14 protein-coding genes are annotated in these 18,491 nt (G+C 36.5%); 1 reads left to right on the top strand and 13 read right to left on the bottom strand.

Annotated features, from left to right (window positions below; all coding sequences use genetic code 11):
- Positions 1 to 22 precede the first annotated feature (22 nt).
- The 4 genes from NSQ84_RS08820 to NSQ84_RS08805 form a co-directional block, all read right to left on the bottom strand.
- Positions 23 to 670: a TetR/AcrR family transcriptional regulator gene (locus tag NSQ84_RS08820; protein ID WP_063389479.1), complete on the bottom strand. Its 648-nt coding sequence runs from the start codon at positions 668 to 670 to the stop codon at positions 23 to 25.
- Between the two features lie 1,222 nt (positions 671 to 1,892).
- Positions 1,893 to 3,356, bottom strand: a complete 1,464-nt coding sequence (gene abc-f, locus NSQ84_RS08815; RefSeq protein WP_327873905.1) for an ABC-F type ribosomal protection protein — start codon at positions 3,354 to 3,356, stop codon at positions 1,893 to 1,895.
- On the bottom strand, positions 3,337 to 4,257 hold the full coding sequence (locus tag NSQ84_RS08810) for a putative RNA methyltransferase (RefSeq protein ID WP_327873906.1): 921 nt from the start codon (positions 4,255 to 4,257) through the stop codon (positions 3,337 to 3,339). The genes abc-f and NSQ84_RS08810 overlap by 20 nt, the downstream gene beginning before the upstream one ends.
- 903 nt (positions 4,258 to 5,160) lie before the next feature.
- Positions 5,161 to 6,735 (bottom strand): Vga family ABC-F type ribosomal protection protein, encoded by a 1,575-nt coding sequence (locus NSQ84_RS08805; RefSeq protein WP_117017485.1) that lies wholly within the window; start codon positions 6,733 to 6,735, stop codon positions 5,161 to 5,163.
- Between the two features lie 38 nt (positions 6,736 to 6,773).
- Between NSQ84_RS08805 and NSQ84_RS08800 the strand changes: the two genes are divergently transcribed.
- Positions 6,774 to 6,926: a hypothetical protein gene (locus NSQ84_RS08800; protein ID WP_158640213.1), complete on the top strand. Its 153-nt coding sequence runs from the start codon at positions 6,774 to 6,776 to the stop codon at positions 6,924 to 6,926.
- Between the two features lie 596 nt (positions 6,927 to 7,522).
- On the opposite strand, the gene NSQ84_RS08795 is transcribed toward NSQ84_RS08800, so the two are convergent.
- The 9 genes from NSQ84_RS08795 to NSQ84_RS08755 form a co-directional block, all read right to left on the bottom strand.
- Complete coding sequence (locus NSQ84_RS08795; RefSeq protein WP_327873793.1) at positions 7,523 to 7,834, bottom strand: nuclease-related domain-containing protein; 312 nt, start codon at positions 7,832 to 7,834, stop codon at positions 7,523 to 7,525.
- Between the two features lie 1,688 nt (positions 7,835 to 9,522).
- Positions 9,523 to 10,482 carry a bile acid:sodium symporter family protein gene (locus tag NSQ84_RS08790; protein ID WP_063389485.1) on the bottom strand — a complete coding sequence of 320 codons (960 nt, stop codon included), beginning with the start codon at positions 10,480 to 10,482 and terminating at the stop codon, positions 9,523 to 9,525.
- A 729-nt stretch (positions 10,483 to 11,211) separates the two neighbouring features.
- Entirely contained in the window at positions 11,212 to 11,865 is a 654-nt protein-coding gene (locus NSQ84_RS08785; RefSeq protein ID WP_339212680.1) for a TetR/AcrR family transcriptional regulator, read from the bottom strand.
- Between the two features lie 20 nt (positions 11,866 to 11,885).
- Positions 11,886 to 12,683, bottom strand: a complete 798-nt coding sequence (locus tag NSQ84_RS08780) for an ABC transporter permease subunit (RefSeq protein ID WP_327874043.1) — start codon at positions 12,681 to 12,683, stop codon at positions 11,886 to 11,888.
- Between the two features lie 13 nt (positions 12,684 to 12,696).
- The gene (locus tag NSQ84_RS08775; protein ID WP_130157310.1) at positions 12,697 to 13,572 is read right to left on the bottom strand and encodes an ABC transporter ATP-binding protein; all 876 of its coding nucleotides are present in this window, start codon (positions 13,570 to 13,572) and stop codon (positions 12,697 to 12,699) included.
- A gap of 320 nt (positions 13,573 to 13,892) precedes the next feature.
- A complete protein-coding gene (locus NSQ84_RS08770) occupies positions 13,893 to 14,636 on the bottom strand; it encodes an amidohydrolase family protein (protein WP_327874041.1) in 744 nt (247 codons plus the stop codon).
- A 463-nt stretch (positions 14,637 to 15,099) separates the two neighbouring features.
- The gene (locus NSQ84_RS08765; protein WP_327874040.1) at positions 15,100 to 15,750 is read right to left on the bottom strand and encodes an SdpI family protein; all 651 of its coding nucleotides are present in this window, start codon (positions 15,748 to 15,750) and stop codon (positions 15,100 to 15,102) included.
- Positions 15,747 to 16,022 (bottom strand): autorepressor SdpR family transcription factor, encoded by a 276-nt coding sequence (locus NSQ84_RS08760; RefSeq protein ID WP_063389491.1) that lies wholly within the window; start codon positions 16,020 to 16,022, stop codon positions 15,747 to 15,749. Before NSQ84_RS08760 ends, NSQ84_RS08765 begins: the two co-directional genes overlap by 4 nt.
- Before the next feature lie 323 nt (positions 16,023 to 16,345).
- The gene (locus NSQ84_RS08755) at positions 16,346 to 18,391 is read right to left on the bottom strand and encodes a methyl-accepting chemotaxis protein (RefSeq protein ID WP_327874039.1); all 2,046 of its coding nucleotides are present in this window, start codon (positions 18,389 to 18,391) and stop codon (positions 16,346 to 16,348) included.
- Positions 18,392 to 18,491 lie beyond the last annotated feature (100 nt).

The raw sequence follows: 18,491 nt of genomic DNA, 5'->3' as shown, positions 1-18,491 counted from the left end.
ACTAAAAATCATTTTTTAAATTTTAAAATGATTGAAGCGAAGCCTGCTTGCTTTTGATGAAATAAATGATATTTTCCGCCTTTTGCTTAGCCTTTTCTGTAAGGACAGAATGCAAAATAAAATCAATAAAATAGTCGGCAATTTGCTCGATTGTCATCGGCCCTTCCGGCTTATACCATTTATACGTCCAGTTCACCATGCCAATAATCGTCATTCCTGTAATTTCCACTGAAAGCTCTGGGCGAAACTCGCCTGCGTCAATTCCTTCGCGAATGACCCGAAAAATCACCTGCTTAAACTCATCACGTTTTTCATTAATTTTTTGTGCATACTCCGGCTTTAAATAATTGCTTTCTTGATAAAACACCGTTATATGCGGCTTATATAAATGAAATACTTTTACAAATGATTGAATAATAGCACATAAACGCTCTGTTGGGGTTTTGTAGTTTTCATAGGCCGCCTGTGCCTTGTTGAGCACATAGGTGATAAACACGTCGTGAATGTGATAAAGAAGTTCATCTTTTGATTTAAAATTATGATAAAAGCCGCCTTTTGATGCGTTGATTTCTGTGACAATCCGATCGACAGTAACCCCATGATAGCCGTATTGTTCAAAAAGATGCAGAGCCGTATCGATAATTCTTTCTTTTAAAGTTTTATTTGCCATAGAAAATCTCCTTCATCAGCTTATATTAACACAATTTTCAGAAAAGTTAAATATTTTATAGCTGTTATCTATAAAATACGTAATAAATGCCCCAAATGTCAATCCTCGTTTAATAAGATTGAGTCAAAATTTTGTGGGTATTTTCTTTTTTGTACAGAAGGATTTTTTTGAAAGCGTTTACTGAACTCCTTAGTTTGCTTGTGCAGTACCGTTTAGGATTTTTTAAATCTAACCATCGCTATCAAGGCATGATACATCGGGTTGCCAGATGAATGTTGTAGGTAAGGAACTGATCAAGAAGACACAGATATTGCTTTGATTTGTTCTCTCTTATAAAACAATCGTTTGATATCTTCGCACAAGAGTTAATAGTTGTTTTTTTCTTCTTTCCTGACTTAAAAAAATTCCGGAATAGTATGTATTAATCTAAGTTTGCATGTTTCATAAATTCTCATTCCAAATTCATCCATTGGTACAGATACAATGTTCGTGCCGCAGGATCGGCATACATTTGAGTGCAGTTGGATAAATAGGTACTTCTTGAAATCTCCCTGAAGGCAATCGTTCCCCCTCAGACACAATGTTTTTAGGTTAGTTTTTGTCTAATTCTATGTTGTAAAACGGCCTCCTTAAACCGTCTAAAAGAATAGGTTATCCTTTGCTTTGTTTCTCTAACAGTTCAATGATTCTATCCAGCTTCTTATCAATTTGTGCTGAACTTTTCTCATGACTAATGATTTGACTACAAGAACACTGCACGTGCAAAAGCAATAAGAAAAGCAAACATGACCAATGGAAAAATGAATGATTCCCAATCACCCATCCTCTTTTTTCTAACTGTATCACAAAGAAACAAAGGGCTGGAATCTTTGGTTGTATCCCGACTCACCATACAGTTAACATAACATTTTTATTAAAAACTTTAACAATCAGTAAATAGCAAATTTATTTTGATTGTTTGATCTAGAGTGAAAAGCATCCATTATGCTTCTGTTTGATACCCCTTAAAGAATTCTCTGTTTTTAATCCTTTTTCTTCTCCTTAAACTTCCATTTTTCCTTTACCTTCTTGTTTAATTATTTTCATTATTTTATTTCAATGTTTATTTAGCACATAGTTCTATTTTTGAAAAATAAGCGTTCACACTATACAATTTCTTATTAAAAAATCACCCGCCTAAAAAGGATTCTTATAAAAAAGAAGCAGGAACGTCTTCCCTGCTTCAGTTTCTTAGCTTCAATTGTTGGTTTTCCATGACATATATATGATCTGCGACACGATCAATAAACATGCGATCATGCGATACGAGGATAACAGTTCCTTCATATCCTTTTAAAAAACGCTCTAACGCTTCAATACAAAAAACATCCAAAAAATTGGTCGGTTCATCTAAAATCAGTATATTGTATCTTCCTAAAAATAGTTGACACAAAACTAGACGGATAGCTTCGCCACCGCTTAAATTGCGGACGTTCTTTTCTAAATCATTTCCTGTAAAATTCATTGCGTGCAGAACTGCACGAATCTTACTTTCATGATAGTCGCTTCGTTCTTTCATAAATGAAACTACTGTTTCGTTCTTTTCAAATTGATAGCCCATTTGTTTATATGATCCGATGACAGCTTTCGGAGAAAGAATAATTCCTTCCCCTTGCTGGATGATATGACGAAGGAGTGTTGTTTTCCCTGAACCATTTTTTCCCGTGATAGCGACCGTGCTCCCTAATGGGAATTGGAAACTGGCTTCTTTAAGCAGAATTTTATTTCCTGCCTTAAGCGTCAATCGATCCGCCATAATGGGAAACTTATTGTGCAGTTTGAGAGCAGCTGGCTGAGGAAAATAAAGGGTTTGTTCCTTTTTTGGCGCCTCTACTGCTTCGAGTTGCTCCGCACGCTGCTCAATCGCTTTTGCTGCACGTTGAATCGCCTTTTGGCTTGTATCCTTTGATTTCGTCATAAACATTTTATTTGCCTTTGCTTTTGTTTCCTTTTTTGACATACGTTTATTTGGCTGAGTAATTTTTTCAGCCTTTTTCATTTTCTCCTCAGCTGCTTTTAAAAGACGCGTTTTTTCTTTCACGTATTTTTCGTACTCTTTAAGCTGTCTATTCCGAGTGAGCTTTTTTTGTTCTGCGTAGTCTGAATAATTCCCCGTATATTCCGTTACACGCCCGTCTTCTACCTCCCAAATTTTTGTAACGAGTTCATCCAGCACATGACGATCATGGCTTACAAGAACAAGCGCGCCATAGTAATAACTTAGCTCATCAATGAAAAACTGCACACCGTCCTCATCTAAGTGTGTTGTCGGCTCGTCTATTAATAAACCTTCATGATAGGTGGAGAAAATTTCCGCTAATTTCAAACGAGTTTGTTCTCCGCCGCTTAAATTTTTCACTTCTGTTTGCGGGATTGACAACCTTCCTAGCAATTTATAATCGATTTCACGTTTAACCGGTCTTGACAGCTGATCAAAATAAGCAAAATCGACAAAGCGATGTACTTGACCTTTATCAGGCGTAATTTGGCCTGCCAAAAGCTTCAACAACGTACTCTTTCCGGCCCCGTTTTTTCCGACAATCCCGATACGATCAAATTGGTGTACGGCCAGTCGAGGAATATTTAATACAAGTTGGCCGGAAAATGAAACTTCAATATTATTTAACTCAATCAATACTTTTTCCATGATTCGCAGCCCCCATTCTTGTTGCAAATGTTTTCTTTACGCCTACTAAAATTTCCAAATCCACCATGATCTCAGCCGAATCCCGATTTATAAACGCATCAATACGCCCTTTATCCGCAGACCATGCTAGCGGGGTCATTTGCACCAAGTGTTTAAGATCAGCTTTATTAAGGTTCTTTGTGTAACATAAATGCTGCACATCCAGTAGATGGAGATGTTTTTTGAAAAGCGACACTGTTTGATCATTTTTATAGACCTTTTTTTCGTTATGATCAAATAGTTCATCTCTCAGCTCTTTCAAATAATGAGGACGAGGAATAACTTTAATGACAAGTCCATCTTCAACTAATATCCTCTTGAATTCTTTGTAATTGGCAGGAGATAAGATATTTAGAATTACATGAAACGATTGATCCGCAAGCGGTGATGTTGCCAAGTCACCTACTAACCAAATTTGGTTTTCGTATCTCTTCGCAGCCATGGCAATGCCTTCCTTTGAAATATCAAGACCAACCCCAGTCATTGCCAAAACCTTACATTCGTCCAAAATCCTTTGTAAATGGGAGCCCTCTCCGCACCCTACATCTGCAACCATTAAAGGTTTAAAAGAAACGTCCATATACTCCTTTATCGACCTTGCAATCGCTTCATGCACGAATGTGTATAAGTCGCTTTCCATAATGATTTTGCGTCTTGCTTCAAACAATTCCTTCTTGTAATGACTAGTAGAGGAACGAGTCATCAAGTTTACATATCCTTGTTTAGTGAAATCAAAAGTATGATTTTTAGAGCATATTAGGCTTTTCAAATCAACAACCCTCATCGAACTTTTACAGAGTGGACATCTGAATGCCGCTACAAATTCACTAACAAGTTCTGCACTTTTGATTTTTTTGGTCATGTGATCTCTCCCTTTCCAAATAAAAAAACACAGGCGATCTGCCTGTGATTCAGAGTAAAGGGAAGAAGACCCATCCTTATTTAAATTACGGGGCTATTTGAAGCCGTCACCAAATAAAGTGAAACTTCCATCAGTGGGCGACATGTGCTAGTGCCGATGAAGAAATGATGACGCTGCGTTTTTAATCGGCCTTCATCCCCACTGATGGTTAGCTAAACCAATCGGGCTTTTACGGGCAGTTATTCCCCACTTAGACTTATTATAGCTTTAGTCTTGAAGCGGGGACTTATTGCCCGTTAAAGCGGGATAAACCTTCCTTTTGCTAAATAAAAGAAGGATAATTATACATATATAAAAAAGACAGACGAAACCCGTCTGTCTTCATATTACATATTTTCTATATGAAATGAAGATTATTAAAAAAGGACAGACTGCTCCCATTACTCTGCATTCACAAGCAGAGCCTTTGAACGTATTTAATTACTTAGTTCAAAGCTGGGAAACGCAATCTGACAGAATACACTTTTTAATAATCCTCCTTTAAATTTTCAGTACACCGATTATTATAGAGATCTTATCTGAAAAAGTCAAAGAAAACTAGCAATTATTCCGCTTTTATACAACATTTTCTTGAAGAAGCTGTCCATTAATCTCCCTGATTCTCCACCATCTGATCCCTTTAGAAAACAATAATACCTGAAGTTTGTGACAGCATTTTGTGCTTAACACATACACGTGATCATTTTATAAGCTTTAAATGATCGTGATCCAAGCAGTTTCATCACTTCCTATAAAATCTTTTCTGTATTTTTTGCTCAACTGTCCAAGACGATATTGGTATTGCTCTTTAAATAAAAGCTATACATCGAAATTACCTTTGGTTCAAAAAAGAATTCTTCGCAATTATTCAAACTTGTCCAATTCCCTTTTTTCTCGTAAAAGTTTTTGAAATTCCATTTCTAATTCTTTAGATGGTTCGATACTTAAGCGACTTAGTACTTCTGATATTTTTGTTTCGAGTAAGAGACGTTTTTCTTTTGCAGTGTCTCGAGTTTTTTGCAGTTGAGCATGTTTATATTGCTGATAGGTTCCTTCAAAAAGTGCAATCTTTTGATTACGTATTGCCAAAATTCGTGTAGCGATATTTTCAATGAATCGGCGATCGTGGGAGACGAAGATCACGCTTCCTTCATACTCTTTTAGAAGAGACTCTAATGCTTCAACAGATTCCGTATCAAGAAAATTCGTCGGTTCATCTAAAATTAACGTATTGATATCACTTAAAAATAGTTTTGCCAGCGCAACTTTTACCCGCTCACCGCCGCTCAAAACCTCTACTGGCTTATATACATCATCTCTGAAGAAATGCATTCTCGCAAGAACCGTCCGAATAAGTGTTTCATTCTGTTTAGAAGAAGACTGGACATTCTCAATAATAGATTTTTCCACATCTAATATATTTAAATTTTGGCTAAAGTAACCCATTTTCACAGCCGGGGAAAGTGTAATGCCAGGCTCTTCGTTGATGATCTTTTTTACAAGCGTCGTTTTTCCACTTCCATTTGGACCGATAATCGCTAATTTATCACCACCGCGTACATGGAAGCTTGCATTGCTCCAAAGTACACGTTCGCTAATCCTGCCTGTTACATCCTCTACACGCAAGATAATTCGATTTTTAAACGCTTCTGCATTCGGCAAGTTCATCTTAAGCGGCGGGAATTCTTTCACTTTTTCTACCTTTTCAAGTTTTTCTAATCTCGTTTCAATGGCTTTCGCTGTTTTTTGCAGCTTCTTTTGCTTTTTGGCAAAGTACGGCTTCGCTCCAGTAATTTTCGCCTCTGATTTACTTACCTTTTTAGGAGTCTTTGTTGCTCTTTCCGCTTTTTTCTCTTTTAATTTTAATGCTTCTTCTAACTGCTTTCTCTTTTTCTCGTATTTTTCATACGCTAACTGTTCTTGACGTCTCTCTACTTCTTTTTGTTTTACATAATCGCTGTAATTGCCTGTATATTCCTTAATCTTTCCTTCATTGATTTCCCATATGGTCGTACAAAGAGCATCCAAAAATTCGCGATCATGTGAAACAATGATAAATGCCCCCTGCCACTCTTTCAGTTTCTTTTCTAACCATTCAATATGGTCTGTATCGAGATTTGTTGTTGGTTCGTCTGCAAGTAAAAGCTCTGGATCTTTCACAAAAGCTTTTTGAATATATTCTTGCGTCACTTCACCACCGCTTTTTGTTGTATCAGTTCGTTTAAACTGCGGCAAAAGTTCACATTGAGTATGTTGAATAACGCTCCCTTCCTCTGAAGAAATTTTTTTAGCTAAAATATGAAGTAACGTCGTTTTCCCGCTTCCATTTCGACCAACTAATCCAATTCGATCTTTTTGATGGATTTCCAATCGATCCACATCTAGTAATAAACGATCCTGTACATAGTGCTTTATATGATGAGCTTCTAATAAGAGCATATGAACATCTCCTTTGTACTAACTTAGGAGACAAAAAAATGCCTCCTATATACATTCAGAATAGGAGGCATAAATATTTAGGGGCACACCAAAAAGAAACTATTCTTTTAGATCCACCTATAGAAGACCAATCCTATTCTGAAAAAACGACAATTGAAGTCATTGCAAACACAGCAGAGATTGTCTGCTAAACATAGCCTTCAATTGTAACCTTTCATAAATAGGATTAGTACTTCATTAGGTCAGTTCACCCTTCCGATCTTAAGTTTAAATTTACTATAAACGATTTACTAAGAATTGTCAAATGTTATTTGTAAATAAAAAACATTTTTGTTAATGGAACAAATTTTTTACATTCCACTCATACATAAATAGCATTCGAGGAGTTTCGTCACGTTTACACATCGACAGCCTGACAAAATTAAATATTACGAAACAATAATAAAGCGTATCAAGGTATTTTGGGGATTAGAAAACGTCCCAACTGCATTTGATGAACAACAAAAGATTTATGATCGCGCCTGCAGAGGATTGAATATATGGATGCAGCAAGGGCAGCTTTACGAGAGTAAATGATTAAATGGTAGTTCTTATGTTAATAACATGTAACTTTTTTGCTCCTTGCAAAAAATTGTTTCGTTAGCCAACCATAAAACGAGTTCACACACAGAAGTTGGAATTTAACTCATATTTCATGGGAGTACAATTGCTCCCACAATTATTCTACAACAGAGAAAATTAGCGAATCTTTTGTGTAAACCTGCATTTGGGATAGGTGCTGCAGCATTTAAATTGTCCAATATTTTGACGTTTCATCACCAAAAATCCAACCGCTGTAATTTTTGGTTTCAATCACATACAACCCATGATCAGAAAGAATAATATGATCTATTTGCGAAGTGGAGCCATCTTGTTTCGGAATATACAAGTCATGAAAAGATTTGTATTTTTCAGACGATTCTTCTATCTTATTTATTTCTTTTCGGACTTTATATTCTCCAAGCGATCCAAGCCATTCCGCTTCTTTCGATTTGAACCATCTTGCTAACAAGGCAAACAAGAATAAAAGAAGGAATGTATAGAAAAGATTCGTATTCATTGTATTCCCCTTCCTTGCTGCATCTACTGTATACTGTTTCAGACTGCTTTATTGATTTCTTTCAATTCTTATCGTATTGTTTTTTTTCAGCATAAATTGTTGAAACAATATAAAGGAGTGAATAATCCTTCTTTTAAAAACAAGCAATTAAGAATATCAGCAATACTAGTACTGCTAAAATTGATACAAAAGCCGTTGTTATTAGCAAAATATATCTAAACGGGGATTTAATTTTAAAGGACTGATAACAAAAGACTATTCCTAAAACTAATGTAATCAGAGAACCCATTTGCCCAAGCCTAGTATCTAATTTGTCTGTCATAAAAACGAACGAATAGAGAATAAGCAAGTGAATCGTTACAAGGAAAAGACAAAAAGCATTGACTGTTTTTGATTGAACATCTCCCATATTAACCTCCCAAGCTATTGAAATTTATATTTTTAATCTTTGTCACAATTAATCACTAAATACGAATGAATATTTAATCAGTTACCTTGAAGCGATTCCCAATGCCAAAAAACATTTATAAAGGGTATCGTCTTACCTATTAACGCTTTTTTTACTCATATAAACCTAAAATTATTTCTAAAAGTCCTGATAATGCCGAATACACTCATGATAATGTTAGTTTTAGCTCAAAAAGACAAATGTTAAAAATAATACTCTAATCAAGCTTTATTCATTTAGCCGAAACATTAATTCTTATAATTTGCCAACTAGTAATTCGTCGGTGATCGCAACAAAAAGCTTTCTCATCATTTTAAGTTAACCTTCTTAAGCGATGAAAGATCTTTTTTAATACTTCCCACTCCCTTTTTTTGAAAACGAACACTGTATCCATGATGATCGTTAATGTAATAGATAATAAGTCAATTTACTAATACAGTTTTGAATGATCTGCTCGAAAAAAATTTTGTAGCTGCACATTTTTAAATTGCACCCTCAAGAAATTTACTGATTAAATGTTTATAAACGTTTCTTCATTAGCTTTCCCAGCTTTTCTCATGCGTTCAAATTTGTAGTAATGCATTTTGAATTTCAAAGCTTAAAATCAAGTAGGACTTTTCTCCCTTATTCTATTGACTCTTTCTAGTCCAAAATATACATAATAGACAAAAAAATGCTGTCGAATATTGTCATAAAACTAAAAAAAGCAGAAACTTACCTACTTCTGTCTTAATGGATTGACTTTTACACACTGCTGTAATTCGCCAAAGCCGTTTTGGAACAATCATGTGGAATGATTCGGCAAATTGAAAACGCCACCTTATAAAACTGCGCCCATATTTCAAACTGTGCGTGATTATGGAAAATTTCACAGCTGAATTGATCAAAAATTTTTTCCATTCTAACTACGAATGCCATTACACTTTGCCAATTATTCATTCCTCTTCAATGATTTGTAGAAATCTTCACATAACCTTATCGATTACTTTTCTTATACACGATCTCATGGATCCAATATTTTAAAACAGATTCTGATAAGGACAGTGAAGTTGGCCAGTTTTTAGTACGAACTCTCATAGTTCTGGATCTGTCACGGTCATCGGAGTAAGACTTGTTGGCGAGCTGCCTAACGGAACAACAGCAACAGATTTAGCCCTTAAAGTAACTCAAGTACCACTTTTTACTACAAAAATAACAGCACAGACCTTTGTCATTGGTCTGTGCTGCTAATCTTTATAGATCATGTTGTAATCGTTGATTGATTGCTTTCCTTCTTTTCACTTTTTTTACGGAAATAGGTCGCCACAATCGGTCCAGAGATGTTATGCCAAACGCTAAAAATTGCGCTTGGAACAGCGGCAAGAGGCGAAAAATGAGCAGTCGCCAGCGCAGCTCCAAGTCCGGAATTTTGCATGCCGACCTCAATCGAAATCGCTTTTTGTTTCGGTTCTGACATTTTAAGCAGCTTCGCAAACCAGTAGCCGAGCAGCAATCCAAGCCCATTATGAGCAACGACGATAAGGAAAATAAGAAGCCCGCTTTTTGCGATAGCCTGCTGGTTTTGAGCGACGACAGCAGCCACGATAGCCACAATAGCGATAACGGAAACGAGCGGAAGAATTTGAACGGTTGCTTTTACTTGTTTTTTAAACAACATTTGTACAATCAGTCCGAGAATAATAGGAATAAGTACAACTTTCACGATTGACCAAAACAGAGCACCGGCTGAAACGGACAGCCATTTCCCTGCAAGCAGCAAAATTAAGGACGGTGTTAAAATGGGAGCAAGCAGGGTTGACACGGACGTAACAGCGACTGAAAGCGCCGTATCACCTTTTGCCAAATACGTCATGACATTGGAAGCCGTTCCGCCAGGACAGCAGCCAACAAGAATGATGCCGATCGCTACTTCAGGTGAAACAGGCAATAAGGTAGCGAGCAAAAAGGCCAAAAGCGGCATAATAAAAAATTGGGCGATTACCCCAATCAGCACATCTATCGGACGTGCGAAGACTTCCTTAAAATCATTGGCTGACAAGGTCAATCCCATTCCAAACATGACGATACCTAGCAGCGGCACAATATATGGGGCGACCCATGTAAATGCTTTTGGCTCAAAAAAAGCTAATGCTGCGAATATTAATACCCAAATTGCAAAAGTATTGCTGACAAAATTGCTTAGTTTTACAAGAATTCCCATTATTTCTTCCCCTTCCAATTTTATGAATACAACAGCTATTATACTTTTAATATTTGAAAAGTTTCAACTATAAAAATAATAGGTTACTATAGTCTCTCCCGTTTTTTATTTTTCACAGTCAAGGAAAGCAATCTGCAAGTAAACCGACGATCAGCGTGCAAAATGAAAATACTATATTTAATTAAAGGCGATTCAACCAATTTGCGAATACGATAAACGCATTGATGTTTTCAACATCGAAAACACTCAGGAACAACCGACTGCATGGCTTCATGTCGATTGACCGATACTGATAGCAATTAATATTGGATAGATCGTCGTATATACACGGGTACACTGGTCAACGTTTGTTTGCATCGTTTTCCTCTCCCAATAATTAATGAAAAAGGATGATGACTCTTATTAGCAACGATGAATTCGATAAAGTTTACTTGATAACGGCTGATTTTATGGACCGTATCTATAACTGATTAGCTATATATTCATGACATTTTACGAGCATAGCGCTTTATGCTTTACAATTGGAGTGTTTAGCCTACGTGATTCCATCCGCTGGCAGACAGATCTTTTCTGTATATAACTGCCCTTAAATTTTTCTTAGTTTGCTTTTTTAGATCAATTTTTGTTAAAAAGTTTAATCAAATCTTCTTTGTTTTGGAGTAACTATTTCAACTGCTGCTAATATGCAAAAATCCCGCAGCTACTCGCCGCGGGAAAATGGAGCAACATTTATTCCGGCTTATAAATCCCATATTTCACAATTTTAAGATAATCATTCAGTTCCTTTATCGAAGAATCCAAAATATGAGCAATATCAATTTGTTTATTTTTGTATAGAGTCAAGTACTTATTAGACAGCTGTTCACAGATAAACATCGTCATTCTGATCACGGTATCAACGGAAATATCATCTCTCAGTTTTTCCGTTTGGATTAAGTCTTTAATATAAACATACTCCAGCATAAAATCGTCCTGGTACGTTTCGTAGTGTTCCTTAATAATTTCTTTCATTTCCTTAACTGCTACAGGGGGATTGGCGAAAGCATCCGCAATAAAATGAGCTTCTAGCAGATACTTCGCTGTCACTTTATGTTTTATCAGGACAATTTCTTTAATTCTTTCAAAGAAATCATCAGCTTTAACTTGTTTTATGGCTTCCATAACTTCTTTCGTTAGAAGATCTTTCACATAATTGACTAAATAAAGGTATAAGTTTTTCTTGCTCTTAAAATAATGAAAAAGAATTCCTTTAGAAATTCCCGCCCGCTTCGTAATGACATCTGTAGAAGCTTTTTCATAACCGTTTTTTACAAATTCCTCAATGGCCACCTTGATAATCAAATCTTTCTTTTCCTGCGGCTGCTTTTCAAATGCTGAATACAATTTTTACACCTCAATTTTCATTAAACTGCAATATCCTTCTTTCTATATACCATATATGAAGTGATAACACTAATGAAAATGACAGCAGCCATAATAAACATATAAAGAGGCTCTAATTTATTATCATTAATAATTTGGGCGGCGTCCACATATTTAAACGGGCTGAAATATTTTAGAACTTCTAAGTCTTCCGAAATCCCTGCCATCACATTCATAAAATAGGCAGCTAAGACAATCCCAAGTGAGACAGACATGATGCTTCTTGTTTTTTTCAACATTGATGACAACATAAACGCAATGGCACCGAATGTCAAATGAAGCAAAATGGTTGCGACGGTTAGTAAGCTAAATGTGTCTGTCGGTACATCCGGGTCATCTGCAAATTGAAATCCAATGATACTTGTTATCGTTGAAACTCCGTTCAAGATCAATATATTTACGAAAACGCCCAAAAGTTTTTCTGTTACGATTCGGCTTCTTCCGACCGGTTTTGACAGCAAAAATTCAATCGTCTTTTCATTTTCCTCCTTCGCCAGTATATTGGATGCAAGAATGGCCGAGTAGATGCTTCCTAAAAGTGTAGTCATCATATATATTTCTACTCCGTAAAAACCCATTAGCTCTCCAAGATTTAATTCATTCATTCCAAACACTTTTTTTATCGGTTCCGGATAGGATTCAAGCAGTTTGTTCATTTCATTTTGCTGCTCAGCAAACTGCGGATAAATACTTAACGTCAATAAAATGAGACCGCTGAGTACGACGCTCCAAATAATCAAAGATTTTAAGTTCCGTTTCAACTCTCTTTTAAAAATCATATAGTTCCCTCCCTTACTTCTCATAGTAATGGATAAATACTTCTTCGAGAGACGGCTCTTCAATTAATAGATCTTGAACCGGCATAGTATTCAATTGATTTAGAAGCGTCTTTATATCCCCGCTGTAAAGCAGCGTCATTTCGCTGCCGTTTATTTCTTTTTTCACTATTCCTTCCAGATCGAAGTCAATTGCATTCGCTTGTTCAAACGTAATGGTAATATTTTTCAAATTGTTTTTCGTGAGATTTTCAATCGTTTCTACTTTAACAAGCTCCCCTTCCTTAATAATGGCAACCCGATCGCACATCTTTTGCACTTCAGAAAGAATATGAGAGGAGAAAATAATCGTTGTTCCCTTCTCTCTTTCCTCTGTAAGAATTTCAAAAAAAGTGTTTTGCATAAGCGGGTCGAGTCCGCCTGTCGGTTCATCCAAGATTAGAAGTTTTGGCTCATGCAAAAGCGCTTGGACAATCCCAACCTTTTTCCGATTGCCAAATGAGAGATCCTCAATTTTTTTATGGAGATCGAGATCAAGTCTTTCTGCCAGCTCTTTCATTCTTTTTTGGTTAAATTTTTTGTAAAAGCCTGCCGAGTATTTTAATAAGTCAATCACTTTCATATCATCGTAAAAATGAACTTCAGACGGCAAGTAGCCCACATTTTGTCTAATTTCCTTTGACTGTTTGACGATATCTTTCCCGAAAATCGTAGCGCTCCCGCTGGTCGGATAGAGGAAATTTAAAAGCGTTCGAATGGTTGTGCTCTTGCCTGCTCCATTCGGACCGATAAATCCAAAAATTTCCCCTTCTTCAACTGAAAACGTTAAGTTCACAATTCCCCTGTTCTTCTTATACGTTTTGGTCAAATTTTTAACATCGATAATTTTCATCCTTACGCCTCCTTTGGGTGGCTTTGTATGGATTGACTGAGCAGTCAACTCCATTATATTAAAATTGACTGGATAGTCAATGTGTTTTTTTTTAAACTGCAGGTTGAAAACAGTTCCATGCGAAGAACATGACATAATCCATTTTCTCCAAAACAAAAAAAAGAGGATGCCATCTAAATAGACATCCCATTTTGTCGTATATGCTTTGTTTGAATAAAATATAAATATGCAATAAAAAGGCGTGAAATGTTTCCTTTGCTTAATTTTTTTGAAAACTTTCGCTTTATATTTCCCTTTTTCGCACTTAATTCCACTTTACTTTATTTACAATACCATTCCATTGCATTTTGATAAAGGATTTTTTTAACTGCTTTATCATCAAAATGCTCTTGGATTAATTCGATATCTGAAAACCGGAATGGTCTTTTTGCCCTTGTAGAAGGCAGGTCCGTTCCAAACATGAGGGCATCTGGATTCACCTTATAGATATTTTTCATCGCTTCAACCGGGTCAAAATCAATTCGTCCAAATCCTGTTGCTTTTACACGTACACCCATTTCAACTAATGCAAGCAAATGTGGAAATCCTTCCTTCGACAAGCCTAAATGGTCAATGGATACTGCTGGAAGTTGGGCGATAATTGGCTTGATAGCCGGTAGCTCTTTTGAATTAATATACAATTCTGTATGCCAATTAGCTAGCTCATAAACTCTTTTAGCAAAATAATCTAATCGACGAATGTCCTCAGAGCCCCCGCGATTCACATTAAAACGCAGTCCTCGGACACCGTGTTTATTTAGCTCAATAATTTCTTCGTCGGACGTATCGTATGGAAGCTGTGTTATACCAACAAAATTCTTTCCTAGTTTTTGTAATGCATCCAACAAATATGTTTGGTCAAACTTTTGAAAAGAGCCTGAAACAATTGCTCCACCTACTAAATCAACTGTATTTACATGTTGTAAATAATCCTCTGTTGTAAATGGCTCGGGCAAGAAGCCTTGATTTGCGTATAATGGAAACTTTGGATCAATAATATGTAAATGCGCATCAAATATTTTCATCAGATTCCCCCATTCAATTGAATGTATATATTTTAAGATTCATCTTGGCTGAACCAACATTTAATCTTAATTACAAATTTCAATATTATAATAATGCCTATAATTATTACTGTATTTTTTCAATTAATATCGGAATATTCTTGCTTTTATTATATCGGTTAAAAAAAGATGCATAAATATGGCTCTTTATCATCTTCTATAATAGAGTTTCTACCAAACTTTATATCAAATCTGCAAAAAACGTCAGTATAAACTGACTGTAAAACTTTCTCTTTATTATGATTTTTTAAAAGTACATAAAAAATCATCCTATCTCGTTCCAATATCGTATCGTTATTCCTATTCATGATAAACAGAAAGAAAAAGACGGGATCTTTTTTGTAAATATTATACAAAATTCATACTTAAAAAATAGAAGACTGTTGTTCCTGAATCGAACATACTATTCTTTCATTTTGCTCACTTACCGCAAACCATTCCGTTGTTCTTCCTGGAAATATAGGTAGGATTTAACAAACAAATATACAACCCCGCTCAATGTAACGGCTAAAAACAAGATAAAACCCCATATTCCTTCAATAAATACCGTCAACATTAATGCTAATCCCATGAACACAAACACTTTTCCGCCTATACGATGCGTCTTGTTCCAAACTGTTTCATTCGCTATCGTCCAAGGTGTACGAATCCCAACGAAGTAGTTATGTTTGAGTTTAGGCATGTAGTTTCCTAATACAATGAATAAAACTCCGATTCCGATTGGCACAAATAAATCCACATCTACAGGAAACCCTAGGTTATAGGCTAATGTCACGATATGAAGAGCGATAAAAAAGATCACTAATACGTTGATTATTATGGTATAGCTCCCTTTAAATTTTTCATAGTTTGCTTTTTTCGGATCCATTTTTGGTAAAAGTGTCATTAACAATACGATTGAAGTCATAATGAAAGGGAGACTAAACGCCCCAAACCATTTGCTACTGTACCCATCCGCTTCACCAGCCGTATTCCAATGAGTGGCCACTTCATCAGGTAGATATGGGATCGCAATCAAACTTAACAAATAACTAAAAACCGTCAACATGACCACGAAGCGATTTGTTCTCATCATTTATCCCCTTCCTTTTGTAAAAAATCATAAAACCAACTCATTAAATCTTGAAAGACAGTTGTGTTTAACGAATAATAAATATGCTGTCCGACGCGTTGATCTTGAATCAAATCCGCTTGCTTTAAAATTTTTAAATGATGCGACACGCTCGGTTTCTGCATATCAAAATGGGAAGCGATTTCACCAGCGGTTAAATCCCCATTTTTTAGCAAGGAAAGAATCTTTCTTCTAGTGGGATCAGCAATGGCTTTAAACGCTTCGTTAAATAACAAAGAACGCACCACCTTTTAAAAAAATAAGTAATATTCTATTTAGATATTTAGAAAATCATCTAATTATAAAACAAAAAAATTAGATATTTAGATATTTTTCTAATTATAGAATATTCTATTTGCAGATAATTGTCAATGAGTTCGTAAAACAGATTAAGTAACGAAGCCGTTGAAAAATCGAACCGTCTGCTTTTGCCTACACTCTATACCATAATACACCACACCATTCATATTTTCATTTCTCCAGTTCAATTTGTTTTTTCTTCTTCTCTGAAAGAAAAAAAGCCGCTGCGGCGGCTTTTCTATATTAGCAATTCATATTTTTAGCGGGTGGCAGCCGCTACTTCCTCTAAATTTTTGGTGGAATTTGTCATGTTATTCAACAAATCCCTCAATCTCTTCAACGCTCCCGTCACCTCTTCCACCATGGCCAGCAGCTGCTCGCTGTTTGCGGCATTGGATTGAATGTTGCCGTGCATATTCTCAAATACATCAATCACGCATTGGCCGTTTTGAAACATAGTTTCAACCGAATCTCCCAGCTGGGCAATCTTTCGTGACGACTCTTTCGTAGCATCAATCAAATGCTGAATAGAATCGTTCGCATGCTGAATTCCCTGTCTGCTGCTTATAATAACTGACAATTGATTGTCATTTCCTTCTTTCGTACTGGCAATTTCTCGCTGAATATCCAATAAGATTTGAGCAATCTTATCAGTTGCCCTTCTGCTTTCCTCCGCCAGTTTTCGGACTTCTTCGGCCACGACAGCGAATCCTTTCCCCTGTTCTCCAGCTCGAGCGGCTTCAATGGCTGCGTTCAACGCCAGCAAGTTTGTCTGTTCCGCAATACCTTTAATTAGTGAAATAATTCCTCCAATTTCCTCTGAACTTTTGGCTAGCTTTTCGATTCGGCTGCCGCTTTCTTCTACTCCTTTGTAGATATTTTCTATTACATTCGTAATATTTTCCAACCCCCGAATACTGCTTTCCGCCAGACCCTTGGCATTGTTTGAGAAGTCTTCGAGCTCGGATGTCATGCTGGAAACATTCGTCAAGGTACGGGACATATTTTCCACGATTTCCCCGGCTTCATTCAGCTGCTCAGCTTGCTGTTGATTGTTGTGTGCATTATCTGTCACAGCCTTGGTAACCTGTTCCAATGTCTCCAGCGTTGTATCCATCTCTGAACGATATTCCTTCTGGGTCTTTGTGACAGCAACTAAATTGCCTTGGATTGCCGACAGCATTTCCCGGTACTTTTGTACCACTTCTGTAATTGCTTCTTGAATCTCTTTTAACTCTTTCGCTTTTACTTGCTCCCATTTTACTTCCTGCCCGTCCCCTGCTTCCCGCAGGACTCTAGAGAAAAATTTCAACGGCTTTAACACCGAGCGGATCACACCAAAAAGGACAAAGAGGAACAACAGTGAAAAGATAAAAATCGCCAGCATGATTTTATATCCAACCCCATTAATCAACTGCTGAAACTCCTGCAATACTTGGTTAGTGGATTCGGCATGCTGGAAATACGGGGCAGCATCTAACAAGGTATATAATACATAACGCACATTTCCATCCGCTTTTACCGGAACATAAGCCTCCACATGATTGTCCTTCAGGAAAATCCGAGTTTTTCCGGAAGAAAAGACTGACTGAACATTTTCGTTTTTTGCAGCCTTTCCTTTTTCCCACAGCGATCGCTGTTCTTTCTTTAATGTTTCCATCAATACGACTTGTTTGGGATCAAACAAATAAATTGCTTTCACTTCTTCCTTCTCTTGGATGTGACGGGCGAGCGACGATTCAAAATTGCTTACATCTAACGCCGATTCGACAATTCCCTTTCCATCAGCGCGGGGAATGGCCATAAACTTGAAAATCTCTCCGGTCTCTGCTTTGATCGTCAAGGTTGAAGGCAGCATCTGCTCTTCACCCGTCAGCAATTTGCGATATCCGTCCCAAATATCAAATAAATTATTCCCTAGTGCCGCTTTCTCTGTAGATGCAACAAAAATTCCATCTCGGTTTGTCAGATAAAAATCTGTCATCCCTGTTCGCTCTGCCAAACGCTTCAAATCTTCGTTATGTAACGTTCTCACCCGATCCTGCTCCTGCAATAAATAGGCTGCATTCAGCATATTTTTCTCCATCGACTGCTCAAGTTCAACTAAATTTCTGGAAATTTGATTCGCAAACGCCTCCACTTCCACCTCTAATTTTGTTTCCGCTTCCTTCCATACTTCATCAGTTATTTCATTCCCTTTTTTCTCTAAAGTGTTTCTTTCCAACCATAATACTAGAAACGTGCTGGACAATAACAAAAAAACAAAACCTGCCATTAAAGCAAAAAGCTTAGCTTTCATAGTCATTCCGTCATATCCTCCTTTTAAATCGACAAATGTAAAAAAACGGCTGTAGGTTTGTTTTTTAGGAAAATTTAAATCTCATATCTAGTTTTTTATTTATTAT

The sequence above is a fragment of the Aeribacillus sp. FSL K6-3256 genome, from assembly GCF_037965805.1.
GTDB lineage: Bacteria > Bacillota > Bacilli > Bacillales > Aeribacillaceae > Aeribacillus > Aeribacillus composti.
Note: the sequence above shows the minus strand (reverse complement) of the source record. Positions and strands in the feature narration are given on the sequence as shown.